This is a genomic window from Maledivibacter halophilus (assembly GCF_900167445.1).
GTDB classification, from domain to species: domain Bacteria; phylum Bacillota; class Clostridia; order Peptostreptococcales; family Caminicellaceae; genus Maledivibacter; species Maledivibacter halophilus.
On the sequence record NZ_FUZT01000010.1, the window covers coordinates 37,979 to 60,579 of the forward strand.

Consider the following 22,601-nt stretch of genomic DNA (forward strand, 5'->3'; position numbering starts at 1 on the left):
CATAACTTTGACCTTTTATTTTCGACAGGATTCGGATGGTACCCGGTACCTTTAAGCCGCTTGACAAAGAACCGTCCCCTGTCATAGATTCATCTTCGCTTTTCTTTTTTAAGGGGCACAACATCTGAGGTTTCAATCATAAATTTAAATAATCTATCCTTTAATATTTGTATTTCATTTTCATATTTTCTATTTTGGATAAGATTTTCTTTTTCATGTGGGTCTTTTTCTAAGTTGTAAAATTCATCATTTTCTTCTAATCTATAAACATATTTATACTTATGATTTCTTATCATTACAGCTTTTTTGTGCTCTGGCCCATCACTTGCTTGAATACTTAATCTTGGCCAATACAGTGATGTTTCCTTATGTCCAAGCTCCATACATTGAGGTTCTCCATCTATTCTTCCACCTTCACAAAATACATAGTCCTTGTGAATCTCCTCGCCCTTTAACACAGGCACTAATGATTTTCCATAATGATTATAATCTAAATTTACATCTGCTATTTCAGAAATAGTTGCCGGTATATCCACAAGCTCTGCTAAAGCCTCGGTAGTTCTAGGCTTACAGTCAAGATTTGATGGTGGTTTTATAATTAGTGGTATATTGGTCAAGCAATCCTCAAAGGTATTTTGGGTTTTTTCAACCAGTCCGTAGTCACCAGTAAAGTCACCATGGTCACTGAAAACAAAAATAGCAGTTTCATCATATATTCCGGCTTCTTTTAAAGCATTGACTATTAGACCAAATTGATAGTCTATCCTTGCACACATTCCTAAATAAGTAGATTTTAACTCTACAAAATCCTCTGATGACCAGTTTTTTAGATCTTGCCTATCATATATTCCCTTTAGTATACTTGGTTTTAATGTCCAATCCTCAAAGGGCTCTATACATTTTGAAACTTTATTTCTATCTATCATACTATAAAAAGGCTCTTCCACGGCATAGGGAGGATGGGGATATAATAATGGAAGATATATACACAGTGGCTTATCTTCCTTGTAGCTTTTTATTTTTTCTACAGCTGCATTTACATAGAGCCAATCATGCTTTACAAAGGAGCTTTCTTCCTTCTCTGTTTTTCCAGCATAAAAGGAATAATAATTATTGCCCTTAAATTCCCCCCTCCATTTAGACTGCCATTTATAATCGGATTCAACTTTATTTGGATCAATTTCTGAAGGTGTGAATTTTTCATTACAATAGGGTTTTATGTCTTTATCAGCAGCTATAAGATCATTTTTTCCTCCCCACCAAACATAATATCCATTATCCTTTAATATCTTTAAAAGAACGGGTTCATCTTTTTGCATCATAAAATGCATACTCCTATGTCCCCTTACATGGGGATACCATCCACTCATAAAGCTGCATCTGCTTGGGGTGCAAACTGGATTTTGACAAAAGGCTTGACTAAAGGATACTCCTTCTTTTGCCAGCCTATCTAAATTAGGAGTTACAGCTGCTTCATTACCCAAATGTTGCATTGAATCTGCCCTCATTTGATCTGGGTTAAATATTAATATATGAGGCTTCTTCATACAAATCCTCCTTCAATATTTATTGCTATTATCTTATGAAAATTGGAGAAGACCATGCCATTTGTCCATTTTTTTGATATACACGTACCCTGTAATTATCTTTACAATCTTTTCTATATGGAATTTTGTATTTAAATCCAGTTTTATATCCTTCGTAGGGTATACCTTGATAAACTTTGAATTTATATGCATTATGCCAAAAAGGATCGTCACGATAATAATCCTTAAAGCCCCATCTTTTATCTGTCAGTTCTTTGACCTCATCCCTTAAATGAAATAATTGGGTTGTAGATAATATATCCTTAATGGGTAATGAGTACATCTTTTTATCCACTATTAATTCCACAGCAGATTCTACTGGAGCTTCTATTTCAAATATAAGTGACTCATTTTCCACGGGAGAAGGCCCCATCCATTTACCTGTTGCAGAGCTTTTATAGGAGGTTAATTTAAAATCACATTGATCCTTTGAAGTATTTAATATTTCCTGCCCATAATTAGTCCAGCATTTTTCTACTGATATTATTTCTCCTTTAACTTTTAAGCTGCAGTCCCATATTTTTTTGTATATATCCTCATAAATTCTTCTATCGGGACCCCATCCAAATTCTACTCTAAATTTAAATCTTACTTTTTGGGGCAGTTCTTTTTCTTCCCAGCTTCCTGAATTTGTATGAACATAAGCTAAAACATTATTTCTTAAAAGCTCTATCCTATCGATAGCATGGGAGCCTACAGCATTTACCTGGGCCTGTAACTCCTCTGAATTTTTTACAATGCTTCCCATAGGAGAATTATTTATTTCAAAATCCAGCTTTATTCTATCTCCAGTCACTCCATAAACTCTACGATTCAAAAATGCATCCCATAAAGCTTCCTTTGTACATTCTGTGGCCATGCAAGCCATCAGACCGTGTCCATATACTCCTGGAACAGAATGATTGTCACCTGAGGCAATTATCCCAAATATATTTCCTTTATTCAGACCATCCTCTACGGTGCAGCCTCCTGTTCTAGGACCCATGTGTATATGTCTGTTCATATGAAGGTGGGTCATATCACTTTCTGAGCTTCCATGGGAGGAATAAATCTCAACAAAGGGTGAGTATTCATCGTTGTGGGTGGCCCAGTTCTTTCCCCTTTTCCCTATTTGATAGGCTAAATGATGTGGTATTGCAATAGCCTCTCCCCTAGGTAGTTTTTGAATCAATTCTTCATATCTAAGGGGGCTGTATAGCTGTTCATTATTATTTAAATAAAATACATTATGATCACCGTCTAATCCACTTCCCTGCCATTCATATCCCATAAACACGGGAAAATCATCTGAGCTATTTGACTCTACAAAATCCTTTAATGTCTTCCAGTCATTTTCTACAACATCCTTGGGATATATGTCTTCTACTCCCAGTCCAGTGTCATCCTTACGCATATAATATGGATAATAAGCTATAGGCCAAAAATCAAAAAGTTTTTTAGCTTGGTCATACCATTGCTTTAAATCCTTCATTTGATTAGAATGAATATTAGAGTGCATATCTGTCCAGTAAATATTGTATCTTGCCATATGCTCATCTCCTTTGTAATATAATTATCTTACTTAACCGATGGTAAAATTCTTGCTTCCTTTGTAACTTTAAATCTTTCCTCTTCCTCAGGCATTAAGGCCTGACCATATTTTTTTAATATCCCATGACTTTTACATCTTTTTATATGTCTGTCCAAAATTTTCTTTGGTTTCCAATCCTTAATTAATTTTTCCTTTAAATCCTTTGCCTTTTCTGAATTATCTTTAATAATATTTTTATCTTCCATGGGATTTTCCTTTATATTAAACATCAAATCTTCGTCATCATATCCATAAAAATGAATATATTTATAATCATTTTCATAGATCATTCTTCCTACATAATTCGTGTTTTTGTTTTCTGACAAAATATGTTCGCTAATTACATTTCTATTTATATAATCCATATTATTTGTTAATTCATTTAATAGGCTTCTTCCGTCGGTTTCCGGTAAGGGATAAGCATTTGCTATTTCTATAACTGTAGGCGCTATATCCATAATACTGACAGCACCCTTTTTTACATCTCCCCTGTTAATCCCATCCCCTTCAATAATTAACGGTATTCTGGCAGAATCCTCATAAAAGGTTTGTTTTCCAAAAAGATTTCTTTCTCCTATTTGATCTCCATGATCGGACATGTATATAAAAACGCCTTGACGCTTATTATTTTCTAAATATTTCTTCCAGGCAGATCTTACTTCTCCTATTTGCCTATCAAGATTTTCAACCATTCCATAGTATGCAGCTCTGATACCCTTCAATTCATCTAATGCAATATCTTTTTCCATATGATTAAATGCTCTGTGTTTAGAGCTCGTCTTTGTATTCCAGGTTATTGGAAGGGGCAGTATATCCTTATACTTGCAATATTCTTTCTCCGGTGATACATAGGAAAAATGGGGGGCATAGGTTCCTACAACAATACACTGGGGTTTATCATGCTCCTCTTTCAAATAATTAACAGCTGCCTCTATAACTGCTCTATCATATTCTAAAACTGGAGAATTTCCTCCTCCTATAACATTTAGACAGCCCTTCATACTCGTTGTTCCTATAAAGGGACCAAAGTCCTTTCGATTTTTTCCTCCTGTACCCCAATAGAGGCTTGTGATATCTCCCATTATTCTCTTGGTAAAACCATGTCTTTGGTTTGCCCCTTTGAAATGCATCCTACCGCAAAGTACAGTTTCATAGCCTTCTATTGCTAATGAATGTAAAAAGGTTGCCTGGTCCTCATAAAGGGTTTCTTCATTGTTAAAAATATTTAGTTTTGATGGTAATTGCCCTGTTAAAAAGGACATTCTAGCCGGTACACATAGGGGACATGAAGTATAAGCCCTTTCAAAAAGGGTTCCATCCTCTGCCAGCTCATTTAAATTCGGGGTATCAACAAATTCATTTCCATAGGCTCCTATTACATTTGGAGTATGTTGGTCTGTGAAAAATATTAATATATCTTTCTTTCTCATTTTATCCCCCTTATGCCTTTGACTTTTTAACACGTCCTATATTGTCTGAACCCGCCTTTACAGCGATATCTGATAATTCTTTAATATTATTGCATGTGTCTTTCATTGAAAGCACCTCTAAAAGCATTGGCATATTAACACCATAAACAAATTCTACATTTTCTCTATTTCCTAAGGCCATAATCGATGCGTTCATTGGTGTTCCACCAAAAACATCAAGTAAAACCAAACATCCATTTTCAGTTTCCATTTTATTTACTTCGTCAATGATCCTATTTTTCAATATATCCAGACCTTCACCATGAACAAAGGAAATAGCCTTTAGATTTTCTGAATCTCCATATATCATCTTTGATGTTTCAATAAGTGCACTCCCAAGCTCACTATGAGCTACAATAAGTATTCCTACCATAATATCCTCCTATTTTGAAATATCTATATCCACAGGCCCTTAGTTTTCAATATGAAATTTCATATCATACTATCTTTTTGCTTAAATTCTTTAATAAGGGCCTATGAATAATTTGACATGCTGTGATAGTTAATTTACATAATTCCTATTACAACCATAACTGAAACAAATGCTAATAATGATAGAATAACTTTATTAACCGACCAGCCCTTCTTGTCAATTAAATAATACACAGTCAATACTAATATAAGGGGTAATACTTTAGGCATAATCTTGTCAAAAATTGATTGTAGTGATATGGCCATTTCTCCAGAGTTATAAGTAAAGCTAACAGGTACTTTAACAAAATTGGCACTAACTCCACCTATGGTTATGAGTCCAACAACATTAAGTCCCTGGGTTACTTTAGAAGTCAATCCTTCCTGTAATACGTTTTTAGCTGCACTGAGGCCAAGATTGTACCCCTTCATAAATAGCCAGTAACGCATTAACACCATTGATCCTAGCCACGTGGCTATATAGAATATTGCACCAATAGGTGAGCCACCCTCGGATAATCCCAATGCAATACTTAATAAAATAGGCATATATGTACCTATAAGAATGGAATCTCCAAGGCCGGCAAAGGGTCCCATAAGTGCGTTTTTGGTACTGACAATCAAATCATTAGAAACCGGCTTTCCATTTGCTTTTTGCTCCTCTAAAGCAATTACTATTCCCGGTATAAGGGTTCCAAGGTTGGGTTCTGTATTGAAAAACTGCATATGTCTTTTTAAACCTTGTTTATATTCTTCAGGGTCTTTATATAAAAACTTCAGTATAGGCACCATCATATGGGTGAATGCAAGACCCATCATTCTTTCAAAGTTTTGAGCACAGTGGGAAAAGAATATAAATCTCCAACAAGCCTTTCTTACTTCTTTTTTTGGTATTTTAATTGTCTGAGCATCCTTGTTCTTCTCCATATTATGCAGCCTCCTTTCTATACATAGTATCTAATACAGCTATACAGCTTGCTAAAACTGCAAGGGAAAGAATTGTAATATTAAATGATGCAACTATTACAAAACCCGCTAAAAAGAATATTATCATCTTTTTATCACTTAAGGTTTGTCGTAATAATAATGCAAATCCAATGGCTGGCAGCATTCTACCTAGAACAATAAAGATTCTTCCTACAACCTCTGGCATTGCATTAGTTAATGTTTGGGCTGCAGATGCACCAAAATAACATGCTAAGAAAATTGTTGTAAATCGAATTAAGAAAGTGGGAACTGTTCCTAATATATTCATACGAATAATTCCTTCTCCATTACCTTCTTCAGCATACTTATCTCCTTTGTGAACAAATGTTGCATTAAAGCTCATTAAAAAGTTAAAAACTACGATTCCAAAAAAGCTCAATGGTACAGCCAATGCCACTGCATACTCTGGGCCGCCCCCACTTACTAGGGCCAGTGGAATCCCAATGTATGCTGCAAAGTTAATATCAGCTGGAAGTGATCCTCCCGGTGTAACAAGTCCTATATACATGGCCTGAACTGCTGCACCAGCTAAAATTCCTGATTTTACATCACCTAAAATAATTCCAATTATCAGTCCTGCAACTAATGGTCTCCCTATGGTATTCCAACCACCGGTTACACCAAAAAACCACGGAGTTCTTTTTGCTCCAAGATAACCAAATAGGCCTATTAATATAGCTTGCCATAATTCCATACTGCTTTTCCTCCTCTTTATATTATTTTTTCAATATCGTTCCACTCTAGCTTTTCAGCATCTGGAACGGTTTGAACAAAGACATTTATTCCTTTTTGATGAATATTTCTTAATGCCTGGATTTCATCATCCAATAAATAGCAAAATGAAGCTAATTTTGTAGTTTTTGGCTTATTACTCATAGGGCCAATATTATATCCCAAATCAGAAACAAATCCATTATTGATAACCTTTTCCATAATTAGAGGAGAACGATTTAAAATTAAGGTGCTTTCTTCTTGTCCTTCTATCTTCTCCTTAACTTTTTCTCCATCATTAACCTTTGCGATGATTAATTCAACCCCACTTGGACACGCTAGCTCAAAAATATTGGTAAGCATGCTATCATCAGCAATTTCATCATCAAAAATAACTATGTTTTTGATTTTTAGATGATTAACCCAGCGAACCATAACTTGACCGTGAATCAATCTATCGTCTGTTCTCATTAATTTTACTTCCATCTTAAAAACCTCCCTAAAAGTATTATAATTTATGACACTTATTATAAATGCAATCTTCGTGCCAAACACTAATGTGAAAACAAGGTGCTTTTAAAAATTTTTCTTCTATTTTTTAAACACTAAGATTTTCTTTTCAAACACTATTTTACCTTAGTGTTTATATTGCAAAAAACATTAAACAGTTTTATAATAAATTTAATATAATTTTCTAAAGGTGATGATACTTATGTCGAGAAAGGATACAGTTTTAAATTGCTTAAAAGAGGCTTGTAATCAACTTCTTAATATCAAAACAGAAAGTTACAATTCCTTTGGCTTCACTGCAAATGAAATATCTCAACGCTTAAAAATCTCTAGGGCCAATGCAAGCAATCATCTTAACTCATTGGTTAAAGAAAATAAAATAATAAAAATCGATGGAAGACCTGTGAAATTTTTGGATAATCGTTGGTATTTTGATGAGAGTGGTTCTATTTTCCTGGATGAAAAAAAGATACAACCCATAGATTTAGAAGATGAAGACCCTTTTAATTCCCTTGTTGGCTCAAATGGAAGCCTAAAAAGCTTATGTGAGCTTGCAAAGGCCGCTATACTTTATCCTCCAAATGGATTGCACACTTTAATCTTAGGACAATCGGGAACAGGTAAAAGCTTAATAGCCAGTCTTATGTATGATTTTGCCCTTTATTCAAATAAGCTGTCTAAAAAGAATTCTTTTATAGTTTTGAATTGTGCCGACTATTCAAATAATCCACATCTTTTGGTATCTTTGCTCTTCGGCCATGTAAAAGGAGCCTTTACCGGTGCAGATGCCGATAAAGAAGGGTTGGTAAATCAAGCAGAACATGGAATTTTATTTTTAGATGAAATTCACAGACTACCTCCGGCTGGTCAAGAAATGCTTTTTTCTATTATAGACAAAGGGGTATATAGAAAGGTTGGAAGTGATAAAGAAGAAAAGATCCAGGATATTTTAATAATTGGTGCGACAACTGAAGACCCTAATAAAACACTTTTGACTACTTTTTTAAGAAGAATACCAATTATTTTAAATGTTCCTCCATTAAATGATAGACCAATAAAAGAACGGGTGGAGCTAATAAAAACTTTGTTTAAAAAGGAAGCCAATAAAATAAACATTCCTATTCAAATTACTGCACCGGTTATTAAAATTTTACTCACAAGGATTAATGAAGGAAATATCGGAAAACTGAAAAGCATTATTCAATATTCATGTGCTAAGGGCTTTTTAAATCACACAATAATAGATGAGAAGGATTTAATTATTACCCAGCAATGTTTACCAGAGGACATTGGCCTGACTGCCTTTACTGAACAAAATTATAAAATTAAAACAGCTAACCTTTATATTTTACCTGAAAAAATAGAAGCACCGACTATTAATAAAAAGGTTACTCCATCAAAATGGTATAAAAAATTAAATGAAGATATTAATGAACTCATGAATCTAGGTTATACTAAAGATCAAGCTATATTAACACTGGGAGAAAAACTTGATCTTAACTTTAACTATAACTCTGCCCATATATATAAGGAACAGTTTAAGAAGCTTTATTCCATTATACCTCAGAATGTAATTAATATTGTTGAGGGGCTCATTAAAATTATCAAATTGGAAAGCAATATACCTATTACAACCCAGTTAGTAAGCTCTCTTAGTTTATTTGTCGGTCAAATCTTAAATAATAATCAAAATGAAAGTAGACATTTAGATTTTAATTACAATATTTCTAAGATAACAAAGGAAGAAAAAACCCTTGCTATAAGAATTACTGATGAAATATCTAAAATTACTGGCCTGAAAATTCCTAAGGCTGACATAAACTTTTTATCAAGCTTGATTCATTCTATTAATATTTTAGAACAAAACAATAATCGTATACCTATTATCATATTATCCCATGGTGAAAATACTGCCACCAGTATAGCTAATGTTGTTAATTCCATCTTTGGAGAAAAGCTCATATATGGATTTGATCTTTCCCTTGAAGGAAATTTCGATGAATTTTTCAATAGAGTGGCTCAATTTTGTATAAGGATCAACCAGGAACAGGGTATACTATTTTTAGTTGATATGGGATCTCTAGTTAATGTAGGTAAGAAAATTACAAAATTAACGGGAATTGAAACAGCCACTATTGACTGTGTTAGCACCCCCATAGTATTGGAAGCCGTAAATAAGCATTTTATTATTAATGATTTGGAAAAACTAGTTTCCAGTATTTTAGAGGACTTTAAATATAAAAACTTCTCTTATATAAATAATATTGACAACACAAAGGAAATCAGCTCAAATACCCTCAATTTAAGCTTAACTTTACCAAAATTATTAAGCTATTATGTGGATTATCTGGATATTGATGAGATAACAAATCAATTAAACAAATGTATTTACAGACTTCAAAAAGCTTTAGGGGAGCCTTTACCAGACAATGCTATTTTAATTTTTATTGCTCATTTGACCCGTCTTATAGAAAAAATTATTATACATGACGATTTTTCTCAAGAAACAACCTCATTACCTTTAAAGCCTGAAAAGAAAGAATATTCTTTTATAGTAAAAAAATCATTATCGGATTTAGAAGCCTACTATCAAATAACTATACCTGACCATGAAATAAGTTTTCTTACAGAAATATTATTTAGTTCTAAATAGGTTTTTATAAAAAATAAAACTGGTTTATAGATAGAGATAAAGAAAATCTCTTTACACTCCTTCTATAAACCTCTTTTTATTCTAGTCAATAAGATTTTGAAAGAATCGATATTATAAACTTTTAATTATTCTTTAATCCAATCCATCATACTTCTAAGCTTCTTACCAACTTCTACTATTGGATGCTGAAGTTCTTTTTCTTTGATTGCATTGAACATAGGTCTATTCATATTATTTTCTGACAACCAATCCTTAGCAAACTTTCCAGTTTGAATTTCATTTAGAACCTTTTTCATTTCCTTTCTTGTTTCTTCATTTATGATTCTTCTGCCAACCATGTAATCTCCATATTCAGCAGTATCACTAACACTATATCTCATTTTTTCAAATCCACCCTCATAAAGCAAGTCTACTATGAGCTTCATTTCATGTAAACATTCAAAGTATGCTATTTCCGGCTGATATCCTGCCTCAACCAATGTATCAAATCCAGCCTTTATAAGCTCTGTTACTCCTCCACATAAAACAGATTGCTCTCCAAATAGATCTGTTTCTGTTTCTTCCTTAAAGGTTGTTTCTAATACTCCTGCCCTTGCTGCACCTATTCCTTTTGCATAGGCAAGGGCTATATCTTTGGCTTTACCTGTGTAATCCTGGTAAATTGCCACAAGTGCAGGTACTCCCTTTCCTTCCTCATAAACTCTCCTTACCAAATGTCCAGGGCCTTTGGGTGCAACCATGAAAATATCTACATATTCCGGTGGCACTATCTGTGAAAAATGTATATTAAAACCATGGGCAAAGGCTAATGCATCTCCTTCTTCCAGATAGGGCTTTATATTTTCTATATATATGCTTCTCTGCTTTTCATCAGGTACTAAAATCATTACTACATTACTTACTTTAGCAGCCTCGGCAACTTCCATAACCTCAAGTCCACTTGCCTTAACCTTTTCCCAGGACCTGCTTCCTTTATATAGTCCTACTACAACGTCTACTCCACTTTCCTTTAAGTTCAATGCATGGGCATGACCCTGACTACCAAATCCAATAACTGCAACTTTTTTATCCTTGAATATTTCCAAATTCCCATCTTTTTCATAATACATTTTTGCCATAATTAAAATCCTCCTTATATTTCCATTTTTCTACGAAGCCTTTTCTTCTTTATCTTTACCATATATTTCATATGACATTTTATTTACAGCACTTATATATGCCTTTATGCTAGCTTCTACCACATCCGTACTGAGGCCTCTACCCCTATACATCTTTCCATCATATTTGATTTTCACAATTGCTTCTCCCTGGGCATCCTTACCTTCTGTTACTGAATGTAATTTATAGTCCTCTAGTATAATATCCATTCCTACAATTTTCTCAATAGCTTTAAATGCTGCATCTACTGGTCCATCTCCAACCATAGCTTCTTCTATTAGTTTATCTTTAACCCTAAGGGCTATTGAAGCTGTTGTTGAGATTACATTTCCGCTATTAATTACAAATCTTTCAAGTTTATAGGTTTGTGGGATTTCAATAATCTCTTCTGAAACTATTGCTTCTATATCTCTATTGTAAACGACCTTCTTTTTATCGGCTAAATCTTTGAATTGTTTAAAGGCCTTACTTAGGTCTTCATCTGATAGATTATACCCAAGGCTCTTAAGTCTTTCATTAAATGCATGTCTTCCAGAATGTTTTCCAAGAACCATTTTGTTAGTAGTAAGTCCTATAGATTCTGGAGTCATTATTTCATATGTGCTTCTCTCCTCCAGTACTCCATGTTGATGGATGCCTGATTCATGAGCAAAGGCATTGGCTCCTACTATGGCCTTATTAGGTTGAACCTGAACACCGGTTATAGTACTTAAAAGCCTGCTGGAACGCATAATTTGAGTTGTATCAATATTACACTCTAATCCTAGTACATCCTTTCTTGTATTAATGGCCATTACTATTTCTTCTAATGCTGCATTTCCTGCCCTTTCACCTATACCATTAATGGTACATTCAAATTGGGTGGCTCCAGCCTTTGCCGCTGCCAATGTGTTGGCAACAGCCAATCCTAAGTCATTATGACAATGGACGGATATTTCTGCTTTATGAATATTTGAAGTGTTTTCTTTGATTTTAGTTATAAATTCATAGTATTCTTCAGGTGTTGTATATCCTACTGTATCAGGAATATTAATTACAGTTGCTCCTGCCTCTATTACCTTTTCATATATTTGAGCCAAAAACTTTGGATCACTTCTAGTTCCATCTTCAGCAGAAAATTCAATATCTTCACAGTATTTTTTTGCATACTTAACCATTGCTACTGCCCTTTCAATTACTTCCTCAGGCTTCATTTTCAGCTTATGTTTCATATGAATATCTGAAGTCGCTATAAAGGTGTGTATTCTTGGTCTAACAGCATACTTTACTGCCTCCCATGCATAATCTATATCCTTAGGCAGGGCCCTAGCTAAGCTTGCCACTGTAGAATTCTTTATAATCTGAGCCACCTCTTTAACTGAATTAAAATCACCCTGAGAGGCTATGGCAAATCCTGCTTCAATTACATCTACCTTTAATAATTCCAGCTGTTTAGCCACCTTAATTTTTTCCTGAAGGTTCATGCTGCACCCAGGTGACTGTTCTCCATCTCTTAACGTAGTATCAAATATCTTAATATTTTTCCCCATTTCAATCCTCCCCTTCCTTTTAACAGTTTTAAATGATAGGTTTTAAGGTGTAAAATTCAAGTCATTCTTTAAGGTTTTAAAAAATCTTAAATAACAATATATTAAATTAATTTGTTGCACTAGTTCTTATATTAAGTTTTTTAATTTTTCCGGAAAAATTATTTAATAAAAAAACCTCGTCCATAAATATATACTATTTAAGGACGAGGCATAGCTCCCCGTGGTACCACCTTATTTGTTTTTGCAAATGCAAAAACCACTCACTTTGAGGTAAATTGAACCCTAGCCTATAATGGGGCTAACCATCTATCTCCTACTTGTAGTATTATAACAATAAAATATTTAAAGTCATATTTCCACGTTTTCAAAGATGCAGCTCGGGAGTGAGTAATATTTTGATGCAGTATCGGCTCTCAGCAATTACCGACTCTCTTAAACTACTTTTCTAAAATATGCTCTCCTTCATTGCTTTTGGAATTTTATTTTTTGAATTTTTTTAAAGTATTGTATTGAATCTTAACAAATATTATATTAAAAGTCAACTGCTTTTTTGAAATTTTATCAATTGTTTTTCATGTTTATACATTTTTAATTTTATAAAAATTCAATCAGAGTATTTATAGATGTATAACTAAGAAACTAAAGAAACGGAAGTAGACTCTGAGATTTCTTTGCAGGCGATTTTTATAAACCAGTTTATCCTTTTCCTTTAATTTAAATAAAAACTGGTTTATAGACAGAGATAAAAAGGATTCTCAGTGGCTACTGAAGCAAATTAAATTTCTTAATCACATATCTATATACTCAAAATTTTTCCAGCAAGTTTTTATTTTTATAGTACAATTCACAAAATTTTAAAAATATTTAGTTGACTTAAAGATTTAATCTTGTTAAAATACTTGTTAATTATCTTAAATAACAATTCGGTGTAATAATTCGATGCTAATTACAGTTTATAACTTGGAAATTCCGATCTTTTAAGTCATTCTTTGGGGTTTTAATTTTATTATAATGCAAAAATATTAAAAACTAATTTTGAAAAAATAGTTATAATTAAGCAAAATTGATTTAATATTATGAATTAAAATATTTGGTAAAGAAGGGATTAATATGAAAGTTTCAAATGCTATTATAAAATGTCTTGAAAATGAAGGTATAGATATTGTCTTCGGTTATCCCGGAGGAGCAGTGGTTCCTATATATGAATCCTTAAGAAATTCTAGTATAAAACATATTTTAGTTAGACAGGAACAGGCAGCAGCCCACTGTGCAAGCGGCTTTGCAAGGGCAGGTAATAAAACTGGTGTATGCATTGCCACTTCCGGCCCAGGAGCAACTAATCTCATAACTGGAATTGCCACTGCTTATATGGATTCTATTCCTCTTGTAGTAATAACAGGACAAGTAAACTCAACTTCAATAGGCAAGGATGTTTTTCAGGAAGCTGATATAGTAGGAGCAACTGAACCTTTTACTAAGCATAATTATCTTGTGAAAAATCCTAAGGATATTCCAAGAATTTTTAAAGAGGCCTTTTATATTGCTTCAACAGGTAGGCCCGGTCCAATTCTAATAGATATACCTCTTGATATTCAAAAGGAAAGTATAGATTTTGCTTATCCTAAAGCCGTGAATATAGTTGGTTATAAACCTACTTATGTAGGACACTCAGGTCAAATCAAAAGGGCTTTAAAAAAGCTAAGGGACAGTAAAAACCCTCTGATCTGTGCTGGAGGCGGAATATTATGCTCAGGTGCATCTAAAGAATTAAAGATTTTTTCTGAAAAAGCAAAAATACCTGTTGTTCATACTTTAATGGGTATTGGGGCACTTCCTTCGGATTCCGATTATTATGTTGGAATGGTAGGTTCCCATGGTCATTCCTTTTCGAATAAAATTGTACAGCAGGCAGATTTATTGATGATTATAGGTGCTAGAGTAGGAGATCGTGCCACTGCAGGCTTTAAGCTAATGAACGAAAAAATTGATATTATTCATATTGACATTGATCCTGCCGAGGTGGGAAAAAATATAGATACTACAATTCCAGTAGTTGGAGATGCCAAAAATATTTTAAATCAATTTATTGAAAAAATTCAGCCCCTTGATACTGATGACTGGATGAAAAGAATTAATTTATTGAAAGAAAACTCAGTAATTGAATATACCGGCGGTGATGCCTTTGTCAATCCCAAAAAAGCATTAAAAACATTATCAAGTATTGCCCCCAATGATACTATATTTACAGCAGATGTAGGTCAAAACCAAATTTGGGCTGCCAGGAATCTAGATATAAATCATAATAGGAAATTCTTTACATCAGGGGGGTTAGGAACTATGGGCTATAGCCTACCTGCAGCTATAGGAGCCAAGGTAGCTAAGCCTGATAAATCAGTTGTGTGTATTTTAGGTGATGGAAGCTTTCAAATGTCTTTAGGTGAACTGGCAACACTATGTGAAACAAGGGAAAAGATTATAATATTACTCTTTAATAATAATAGACTTGGAATGGTCAGAGAGCTACAGGACCTTAAGGTTGGAAAAGGCAAATATTTTGGAGTAGATTTTACTGCAAATCCTGATTTTATGAAAATAGCTGATGCCTATGGTCTAAAAAGTCTTAGAGTATCCTCAGATGAAGATCTCAAAACAGCTTTCATTACTGCACTAGACAGTAAAAACAGCTATATTATTGAATGTACAATAGACCCAGGTATCTTTAGTGTTTTGTAAAGGAGTGATTCATATTAATAAGCATGTATTATCGGTTTTAGTGGAGAATCATTTTGGAGTACTAAGTAGAATAGCAGGTTTGTTTAGCCGTAGAGGCTATAATATTGACAGTCTTTCAGTAGGTATAACAGAAAATCCCAATATCTCTAGAATGACCATCACCGTTACAGGAGATGATTATATACTTGAGCAAATAACAAAACAATTAAACAAGGTGATTGATGTTATAAAGGTTGTGGAGCTCAAGCCAGGACAGTCTGTTCATAGAGATCTTGTACTTATTAAGATTAAGGCCGGAGCAGGTGATAGAACTGCTATTAACGAAGCAGTTAATATCTTTAGAGCTAATATAGTAGATATTTCTACTGAAACTCTAACTGTAGAATTAACCGGTGATGAAGGAAAAATATCGGCCTTTGTAGACATTGTAAAACCCTATGGAATAATGGAACTAGTTCGTACCGGTTTTACTGGTATTCAAAGAGGTAAATCAAAAATAACTGATTAAGAGAGCTTCATAATTAACTTTATATGGATTAATCAAAGGAGATACAGCTCCTTTGATTAATCCTTTAATTCTATTGTCCTTTTACAGCCTGGGCACCTCTTTTTAATGCTTCTTCATTCATTGGCATAAAGGATTCCGTTGATGGTCCAAAAACTTTTCTAAGTGCTTTAGTAACACTTTCTGTTCTTACTGTCTTAGTAATTTCTAAATATGCACCAAGCATAACTAAATTTGCAACCTTTCCACTTCCAATTTCCATGGCGATTTCATTAACTGGTATATAATAGGCATTTATATCTTCTCTTTGAACTTTTTTATCTATAAGGGAGCTGTTTACAAGTAAATACCCTCCCTTTACAACCTCCGATTCAAATTTTCTCAAGGATGGTAAATTCATAACTACAGCCGTAGTGGCATCCTTAGCAATGATTGGAGCTCCAATAAGTCTGTCTGAAACTATTACACTACAATTGGCAGTGCCTCCACGCATTTCTACTCCATAGGAAGGAAGCCATGAAACCTTCTTTTCTTCTAACATTCCTGCATATGCAATAAGCATTCCCATTGACATAACCCCTTGACCACCAAAACCGGCACAAATTACTTTTTCACTTAACATTTATTCCACCTCCTCTAGTTTTTTATAAATTCCTAGGGGATAATATGGAATCATATTGTCTTCTAACCATTTCAATGACTGGGTAGGATTCATACCCCAATTGGTTGGACAAGTAGATAATACTTCTATAAGTGAAAATCCCTTACCTGAAAGCTGATATTCAAATGCTTTTTTTATGGCCTTTTTGGCCTTTCTTATATTTGCAGGGTCATGTACCGATACCCGTTCAATATAGGAGGCCCCTGGAATTGTGGCAAGCATTTCAGATATTTTCAAAGGCATCCCACAATGCTTAGGATCTCTACCATTTGGTGCCGTAGTGGCTTTTTGCCCTGGCAATGTAGTAGGAGCCATTTGTCCACCTGTCATACCATATATTGCATTATTTACAAATATTGTAGTTATATTTTCGCTTCTATGGGCTGCATGGACTACTTCAGCAGTTCCTATGGAAGCCAGGTCTCCATCTCCCTGATAGGTGAATACAATTTTACTAGGATCTACTCTTTTAATTCCCGTTGCAACGGCTGGTGCACGGCCATGGGAGGCCTCCTGCATATCCACATTAAAATATTTATAGGCTAAAACAGAACATCCAACAGGGGCAACGCCAATTGTTTTTCCTATTACTCCTAATTCCTCTAATACTTCTCCAACTAATCTATGTATGATCCCATGGGTACATCCGGGACAATAATGAAATTGTTGATCTGTTAGAGCTTTTGTTTTTTGAAATATTATTGCCACTATTTAACACCCCCTAAGATTTCCTTTGCTTTGTTAACAATTTCCTGTGGAGTAGGCACCATGCCTCCGGATCTACCGTAAAATCCAACTGTCCATCTACCATTAGAAGCAATTTTAACATCATCCACCATTTGTCCGCAGCTCATTTCAACACTAATTATTCCTTTAGCTGTAGTGGGGACTTTATCAAATGCTTCATGGGGAAAAGGCCATAATGTTATAGGTCTTATAAGTCCTGCCTTTATTCCTTCTTTCTGTAAAATATCTATTGCATTTTTCACAATCCTTGAAGTAGTTCCATATGCACAAAAAACAATCTCTGATTCTTTCAAACTATAGGCTTCATATCTTGCTTCATTTTCCTCAATCTTTTTATATTTTTTCTGTAATTTTATATTAAGGTCTTCAAGCTCTTCTGGAGCTAAGAAAAGAGAATTTATAATATTAGGATTTCTCTTGCATTCTGTTCCTGTTGTTGCCCAGTCTTTAGGTGATAAATTCCTCTTTGGTATTTCCTTAAATTCAATTGGCTCCATCATCTGTCCAATCATACCATCACCCATTACCATAACCGGATTTCTATAATAGTCTGCTACTTCAAAGGCCTCCTGTACTAAATCAATCATTTCTTGTAGATTTGCTGGTGCATAAACTATTAATTTATAATCTCCATTCCCCCCACCTCTAGTTGCTTGGTAATAATCGGATTGAGCTGGCTGAATGCCTCCAAGCCCAGGACCTCCTCTAACTATATTAACTATAACGCATGGAAGCTCACAGGCTGCTATATAAGTAATACCTTCTTGTTTTAAAGCAATCCCCGGCGATGACGAAGACGTCATAACTCTTGCTCCTGCACCTGCTGCACCGTATACCATATTTATTGAAGCTATTTCACTTTCCCCCTGTAAAAATACTCCTCCATTTTTAGGTAATTCCCTTGACATATATTCCGGAAGCTCATTTTGCGGTGTTATAGGATAGCCGAAAAAACATTTGCACCCAGCCTTTATAGCTGCTGCACCAATAGCCTCATTACCTTTCATCAGTATTTTACCCATTACGCTTACTCTCCCTTATGATTTTTTAACGAAACTTTTCTATCTTTCAACGGTTATTACAACATCGGGACAAATAGTTGCACAATTCCCGCAGCCTAGGCATTTATCCATTTCTTTAACCCATGCTGGATGATAGCCTTTGGAATTAATCCTTGATGTATCCATTTTTATAATATTTACCGGGCATACACTAATACATAATTCACAACCCTTGCATATATCTTCATTGAAGGTTACTTTAGCCATCTTTACCTCTCCTTTATATAACTCCCTTATCTTTAAGATTCTTAAGTTCTTCTTTTTCTAATCCAAGGAAAGAACAATAAACTTCTTCATTAAATTGACCTAAACTTGGTGCATGACTTCTAATTGTAGGTTTAGTAGTCATCAGTTTGATTGGACATCCATTAAGACGCATATTTCCAATAATGGGATGAATATTATCCACAAACATCTCTCTAGCATCGGCAATATGAGGATCCTTTGTTACCCGCTCCAGATCAAGAATTGGTGCAGCAGGTACACCTGCTCCCAAAATTAATTCTACCGCTTCATCTATCGTATAATTCTCTGACCATTTTTCTATTTCAACTTTAAGTGCTTTATGATTGGTACATCTAAGATCATTCGTCTTAAATCTTTCATCAGATATTAAATCTTCTCGTTTCAATACCTTTTTACATAGGTTTTGATAAAGTTTTTGATTGGCACAACCAATAACAAATTGTCCATCCTTTGCTTTAAAGGAATCATATGGATATGCAGCAGCATAGCGGTTACCCATGAGTCTTGGTTTCTCTCCGCTGGCAAAGTATCTTTGTGTGCCTGTTTCAAGGGCTGCCACTACAGAATCTACAAGGGATATGTCTACACGCTGGCCTTTACCAATTATTTGCCTTGCATTAAGGGCTGCTAAAACCCCTATCATTAAATTGAGTCCTCCAAGAACATCTCCCATAGCATTACCCACCCTCGTTGGGTTTCCTCCTTCTTCACCGGTTATACTCATTAATCCACCCATGGCCTGGGCTATGATATCGTATCCTGGTCGTTTAAAATAAGGTCCATAACTACCAAAACCTGAGACAGCTGCATAGATAATCTGGTCATTTACTTCTTTAAGGACATCGTAACCAACTCCCAATTTGTCCATGACTCCCGGTCTAAAATTTTCTACAACAACATCTGCCTTTTTTACCATTTCAAGAAACAATTTTTTTCCTTCAGGTGATTTTAGATTAAGTGTAATACCCTTCTTGTTTCTATTAATATTTGCATAATACATGCTTTCACCATTTTTAAATGGTCCTAACTGTCTAGTATCATCACCTTTTCCGGGTATTTCAATTTTTATAACCTCTGCTCCCATATCTGCAAGCATCATTGTACAATATGGTCCAGCAAGTACCCTTGTTAAATCAATTACCCTAATATTTTCTAAAGCACCCTTCATCATTAGAATAAGCCTCCTATTATTTGTTTATTGCTCCTTACATAAACTTGCCATATGACTTACTATTGGGGATTTAACTTTTTCTCTTATTAAATCTATTACTTCCCCAGTTTTATTTAAATCTATATCTGTTTCAATTGACATTGAGTGAAGCATATTTACTAAATCTTCAGTTGCTATATTCCCTGCAGCTCCAGGGGCAAAGGGACATCCTCCCAATCCTCCTACAGCCGATTCAAAGTAAGTGATATTTTCATTTAACGCCACCAAAGTATTAGCTAAACCCATTCCTCTAGTATCATGGAAATGGGTAACAAAATGCTCTGGACTCATTTCCTTTGTAATTTCACTAATTATATTTTTTACCTTTAATGGACTGGCACTTCCTATGGTATCTGCCAATAGAATCTTATCAGCTCCCATACTTAATCCCCTTTTAGCCATTTCTATAATCCTACTTGTTGGTACCTTTTCATTAAATGGACAACCAAAGGTCGTTGCAAGAGCTAACCTAAATTTAACATCACCAAGCTCTTTTTGAATGTCCTCCAATTCTTTAAAGGATTCTTCAATTGTTCTGTTTACGTTTGCTTTATTATGGGCCTCACTTGCTGAAATAACATAAGTTATTGTGTGGGCTCCTGCTTCTTTTGCCTTCAATGCACCATATTTATTTGGTACAAGGGCAATCAGCTCCACCTCCCTGTCCCCTATACAATCCTTAACTTCCTCAAGAACCTCCTTTGCGTCCTTCATTTGAGGTACCCATTTTGGATGAACAAAGGATGTTATCTCTATATGCTTAGCTCCTGCATCTACCATTTTTTTAATAATCTCAATTTTATCCTTTGTTTCAATAAAATCCTTTACATTTTGAAATCCATCTCTGGGTCCAACTTCAACAATTTTGACTTTCTTTGGTAAATTCACAATTACACCTTCTTCTCTTAAATTATTTAACAATTTATATGACCCCATTTATACAGAAAATAAGTTCATTGTAATTAAATAAAGTATAAATGGAAATACAACTAAACAAATTAACTTAACCCAAAATCCTGTTTTCACAAGGTCTTTTATATCAATATAACCTGTACCATATGCAATGGCATTTGGTGGTGTTGCTGGAGGAAGCATAAAGGCAAAGCTTGCAGAAATTGTAGCTGTTAACATTAACAATAAGGGAGGTATTCCTGCACTTTCGGCTATACCAACCAACATTGGTAAAAAGGCCGCAACCACTACCATATTGGTAGTTACCTCGGTTAAGAAGGCAACTACTATGGCCACAAAGAGAACTATACCAATAGTTGGAACATTACTTAAAAATCCTAATCCACCGGCAACCCAAGTTGCACATCCTGCATTTGAAAAAGCAACGCCAATCGTAAGAGCTCCTCCTATAAGAAGCAAAGTTCCCCAGGAAACCTTTTCCACAGCTGTTTTAATATCCAGTACAAACTCACCCTCTTTATAATCAACTGGAGTTACAAAAAGTGCTATGGCTGCAAGAATAGCAATTGTTTCATCTCCAATCATTGGAAATAATGGTTTATAAAGACTTTTTGTAAGCCAAAGTATAACAGCACAAATAAAAATTATAACTGTAAGGGTTTCTCCCCTGCTCATTTTTCCTAATTTCTTAATTTCATCGCTAACAACTGTTGTAGACAATTGTTTCCCACTATTAATTTTGTAATATTTTGTCATAAACAACCACATTAGTGGTATTATTATTACTGCAAAGGGAAGACCTATCTTAAGCATCCAGTCAAAAAAAGAAATCTCTATTCCAACGGTATCTTTAATAAGTGCAACACCTGTCATATTGGTACCTGTTCCAATTATAGTTGCAACTCCCCCTATGGTAGCCGAAAATGGAATTCCCAGCATCAGACATTTTCCAAAGGAATCTTTATGGGAAGCTCCTATTTGCATAAGTAATGACATGGCAACGGGCATCATCATCGCTGTTGCTGTTGTATTGGACATCCACATGGAAATAAAGGCTGTGGCCAGCATAAATCCAAGAACTATTCTACTTGGCTTATTACCCATAATTTTTATAATATAAAGTGCAATTCTTTTATGAAGATTCCATTTAACAATAGCAGCAGATAATATAAATACACCTAAAACAAGATAAACTACCCAATGGGCATAAAGCGGTAACATGCTTATGCCAGTATTGGCCTTTGCTCCACTAATATTTAAAATTGGGAATAATCCTATTGGTAACAATGATGTTATAGGTATAGGAATTGCTTCAGTACCCCACCAAGTTGCCATTAGTAGAGCAACCGCAAGAACTCTTTTCCCTATTGGCTCTAGTCCCTGGGGTGTTGGCATTATTAATATAAATAGAAAAAGTCCTAATCCTACAAAAAAGCCTATCTTCTTAGATAATTTGCCTTCTGTAGCCACTTTTGTTGTTTCGGTTTTCTTCTTTAAACTCATCCTAAATCCTCCTTAATGTAAAATCTCATTTTTAACGCCATCTTGAACAATATTAAATACTAAACTAAAAAATCCTAAAATATTTTTTTCTTTACCTCCCTTCAACTCCTATATTGATAACCTTTTCCCTTGGCTGCCAAAGCATATTAAACTTATTACGCAAATGCCATACCAATTGTATTATTATTGAATTTCCTTCTTTACAGCCTTCACACTCTATGGGGCTTGAAACTTTTTGTTTCAATAACGTTTTATTTCGTTTCATACGTTTCAATATTTATAAATGTGTGACTGAGAAACTAAAGAAACGGAAGTAGACTCTGAGGTTTCCTTGCAGGCGATTTTTATAAACCAGTTTATCCTTTTCCTTTAATTTAAATAAAAACTGGTTTATAGACAGAGATAAAAAGGATTCTCAGTGGATACTGAAGTAAATTAA

At 34.4% G+C, this 22,601-nt stretch carries 19 protein-coding genes and 1 other annotated feature; of the genes, 3 read left to right on the top strand and 16 right to left on the bottom strand.

All coding sequences use genetic code 11. The features are described 5' to 3' along the window. Positions 1 to 89 precede the first annotated feature (89 nt). The 7 genes from B5X81_RS18370 to B5X81_RS18400 form a co-directional block, all read right to left on the bottom strand. Positions 90 to 1,547, bottom strand: coding sequence for a sulfatase-like hydrolase/transferase (locus B5X81_RS18370; RefSeq protein ID WP_079493791.1), 1,458 nt, complete (start codon positions 1,545 to 1,547; stop codon positions 90 to 92). 28 nt (positions 1,548 to 1,575) lie between these two features. Beyond that, positions 1,576 to 3,114 (bottom strand): PHP domain-containing protein, encoded by a 1,539-nt coding sequence (locus tag B5X81_RS18375; RefSeq protein WP_208985091.1) that lies wholly within the window; start codon positions 3,112 to 3,114, stop codon positions 1,576 to 1,578. Between the two features lie 29 nt (positions 3,115 to 3,143). Then, positions 3,144 to 4,586 (bottom strand): sulfatase-like hydrolase/transferase, encoded by a 1,443-nt coding sequence (locus B5X81_RS18380; RefSeq protein WP_079493793.1) that lies wholly within the window; start codon positions 4,584 to 4,586, stop codon positions 3,144 to 3,146. 10 nt (positions 4,587 to 4,596) lie between these two features. Then, positions 4,597 to 4,998, bottom strand: a complete 402-nt coding sequence (locus B5X81_RS18385; RefSeq protein WP_079493795.1) for a PTS sugar transporter subunit IIA — start codon at positions 4,996 to 4,998, stop codon at positions 4,597 to 4,599. Positions 4,999 to 5,132: 134 nt separating this feature from the next. Then, a complete protein-coding gene (locus tag B5X81_RS18390) occupies positions 5,133 to 5,963 on the bottom strand; it encodes a PTS system mannose/fructose/sorbose family transporter subunit IID (protein WP_079493797.1) in 831 nt (276 codons plus the stop codon). A gap of 1 nt (position 5,964) precedes the next feature. Beyond that, on the bottom strand, positions 5,965 to 6,717 hold the full coding sequence (locus B5X81_RS18395) for a PTS mannose/fructose/sorbose/N-acetylgalactosamine transporter subunit IIC (RefSeq protein WP_079493800.1): 753 nt from the start codon (positions 6,715 to 6,717) through the stop codon (positions 5,965 to 5,967). A gap of 17 nt (positions 6,718 to 6,734) precedes the next feature. Continuing rightward, entirely contained in the window at positions 6,735 to 7,220 is a 486-nt protein-coding gene (locus B5X81_RS18400) for a PTS system mannose/fructose/N-acetylgalactosamine-transporter subunit IIB (RefSeq protein WP_079493801.1), read from the bottom strand. A 226-nt stretch (positions 7,221 to 7,446) separates the two neighbouring features. On the opposite strand from B5X81_RS18400, the gene B5X81_RS18405 reads away from it, so the two are divergent. Next, on the top strand, positions 7,447 to 9,897 hold the full coding sequence (locus B5X81_RS18405) for a sigma 54-interacting transcriptional regulator (RefSeq protein WP_170917491.1): 2,451 nt from the start codon (positions 7,447 to 7,449) through the stop codon (positions 9,895 to 9,897). 125 nt (positions 9,898 to 10,022) lie between these two features. Here B5X81_RS18405 and ilvC read toward each other — a convergent pair whose 3' ends face one another. Further along, positions 10,023 to 11,015, bottom strand: a complete 993-nt coding sequence (gene ilvC / locus B5X81_RS18410; protein ID WP_079493805.1) for a ketol-acid reductoisomerase — start codon at positions 11,013 to 11,015, stop codon at positions 10,023 to 10,025. 30 nt (positions 11,016 to 11,045) lie between these two features. Further along, positions 11,046 to 12,584 carry a 2-isopropylmalate synthase gene (locus B5X81_RS18415; RefSeq protein ID WP_079493808.1) on the bottom strand — a complete coding sequence of 513 codons (1,539 nt, stop codon included), beginning with the start codon at positions 12,582 to 12,584 and terminating at the stop codon, positions 11,046 to 11,048. A gap of 196 nt (positions 12,585 to 12,780) precedes the next feature. Continuing rightward, positions 12,781 to 13,059, bottom strand: a binding site (T-box leader). Positions 13,060 to 13,694: 635 nt separating this feature from the next. Here B5X81_RS18415 and ilvB point away from each other — a divergent pair. Next, positions 13,695 to 15,317: a biosynthetic-type acetolactate synthase large subunit gene (ilvB, locus tag B5X81_RS18420; RefSeq protein ID WP_079493809.1), complete on the top strand. Its 1,623-nt coding sequence runs from the start codon at positions 13,695 to 13,697 to the stop codon at positions 15,315 to 15,317. Between the two features lie 4 nt (positions 15,318 to 15,321). Next, complete coding sequence (gene ilvN / locus B5X81_RS18425; protein ID WP_330397417.1) at positions 15,322 to 15,825, top strand: acetolactate synthase small subunit; 504 nt, start codon at positions 15,322 to 15,324, stop codon at positions 15,823 to 15,825. A 70-nt stretch (positions 15,826 to 15,895) separates the two neighbouring features. Here ilvN and B5X81_RS18430 read toward each other — a convergent pair whose 3' ends face one another. From B5X81_RS18430 to B5X81_RS18460, 7 genes are read right to left on the bottom strand one after another with little or no spacing between them, the layout of a single operon-like run. After that, positions 15,896 to 16,444, bottom strand: coding sequence for a 2-oxoacid:acceptor oxidoreductase family protein (locus tag B5X81_RS18430; protein ID WP_079493812.1), 549 nt, complete (start codon positions 16,442 to 16,444; stop codon positions 15,896 to 15,898). Then, the gene (locus B5X81_RS18435) at positions 16,445 to 17,191 is read right to left on the bottom strand and encodes a thiamine pyrophosphate-dependent enzyme (RefSeq protein ID WP_079493824.1); all 747 of its coding nucleotides are present in this window, start codon (positions 17,189 to 17,191) and stop codon (positions 16,445 to 16,447) included. Then, on the bottom strand, positions 17,191 to 18,252 hold the full coding sequence (locus B5X81_RS18440) for a 3-methyl-2-oxobutanoate dehydrogenase subunit VorB (RefSeq protein ID WP_079493827.1): 1,062 nt from the start codon (positions 18,250 to 18,252) through the stop codon (positions 17,191 to 17,193). The genes B5X81_RS18435 and B5X81_RS18440 overlap by 1 nt, the downstream gene beginning before the upstream one ends. Before the next feature lie 39 nt (positions 18,253 to 18,291). Continuing rightward, positions 18,292 to 18,498: a 4Fe-4S binding protein gene (locus tag B5X81_RS18445; RefSeq protein WP_079493829.1), complete on the bottom strand. Its 207-nt coding sequence runs from the start codon at positions 18,496 to 18,498 to the stop codon at positions 18,292 to 18,294. A gap of 13 nt (positions 18,499 to 18,511) precedes the next feature. Continuing rightward, entirely contained in the window at positions 18,512 to 19,708 is a 1,197-nt protein-coding gene (locus B5X81_RS18450; RefSeq protein ID WP_079493831.1) for a CaiB/BaiF CoA transferase family protein, read from the bottom strand. A gap of 24 nt (positions 19,709 to 19,732) precedes the next feature. After that, positions 19,733 to 20,668 (bottom strand): hydroxymethylglutaryl-CoA lyase, encoded by a 936-nt coding sequence (locus tag B5X81_RS18455; protein WP_208985092.1) that lies wholly within the window; start codon positions 20,666 to 20,668, stop codon positions 19,733 to 19,735. A 15-nt stretch (positions 20,669 to 20,683) separates the two neighbouring features. Beyond that, positions 20,684 to 22,162 carry an SLC13 family permease gene (locus tag B5X81_RS18460; protein ID WP_079493832.1) on the bottom strand — a complete coding sequence of 493 codons (1,479 nt, stop codon included), beginning with the start codon at positions 22,160 to 22,162 and terminating at the stop codon, positions 20,684 to 20,686. Between the last annotated feature and the right edge of the window lie 439 nt (positions 22,163 to 22,601).

Coding starts and splice junctions, on each gene's coding strand:
- B5X81_RS18370 (WP_079493791.1), bottom strand. CDS start 1,547: ATGAAGAAGCCTCATATATTAATATTTAACCCAGATCAAATGAGGGCA.
- B5X81_RS18375 (WP_208985091.1), bottom strand. CDS start 3,114: ATGGCAAGATACAATATTTACTGGACAGATATGCACTCTAATATTCAT.
- B5X81_RS18380 (WP_079493793.1), bottom strand. CDS start 4,586: ATGAGAAAGAAAGATATATTAATATTTTTCACAGACCAACATACTCCA.
- B5X81_RS18385 (WP_079493795.1), bottom strand. CDS start 4,998: ATGGTAGGAATACTTATTGTAGCTCATAGTGAGCTTGGGAGTGCACTT.
- B5X81_RS18390 (WP_079493797.1), bottom strand. CDS start 5,963: ATGGAGAAGAACAAGGATGCTCAGACAATTAAAATACCAAAAAAAGAA.
- B5X81_RS18395 (WP_079493800.1), bottom strand. CDS start 6,717: ATGGAATTATGGCAAGCTATATTAATAGGCCTATTTGGTTATCTTGGA.
- B5X81_RS18400 (WP_079493801.1), bottom strand. CDS start 7,220: ATGGAAGTAAAATTAATGAGAACAGACGATAGATTGATTCACGGTCAA.
- B5X81_RS18405 (WP_170917491.1), top strand. CDS start 7,447: ATGTCGAGAAAGGATACAGTTTTAAATTGCTTAAAAGAGGCTTGTAAT.
- ilvC (WP_079493805.1), bottom strand. CDS start 11,015: ATGGCAAAAATGTATTATGAAAAAGATGGGAATTTGGAAATATTCAAG.
- B5X81_RS18415 (WP_079493808.1), bottom strand. CDS start 12,584: ATGGGGAAAAATATTAAGATATTTGATACTACGTTAAGAGATGGAGAA.
- ilvB (WP_079493809.1), top strand. CDS start 13,695: ATGAAAGTTTCAAATGCTATTATAAAATGTCTTGAAAATGAAGGTATA.
- B5X81_RS18430 (WP_079493812.1), bottom strand. CDS start 16,444: ATGTTAAGTGAAAAAGTAATTTGTGCCGGTTTTGGTGGTCAAGGGGTT.
- B5X81_RS18440 (WP_079493827.1), bottom strand. CDS start 18,252: ATGGGTAAAATACTGATGAAAGGTAATGAGGCTATTGGTGCAGCAGCT.
- B5X81_RS18445 (WP_079493829.1), bottom strand. CDS start 18,498: ATGGCTAAAGTAACCTTCAATGAAGATATATGCAAGGGTTGTGAATTA.
- B5X81_RS18450 (WP_079493831.1), bottom strand. CDS start 19,708: ATGATGAAGGGTGCTTTAGAAAATATTAGGGTAATTGATTTAACAAGG.
- B5X81_RS18460 (WP_079493832.1), bottom strand. CDS start 22,162: ATGAGTTTAAAGAAGAAAACCGAAACAACAAAAGTGGCTACAGAAGGC.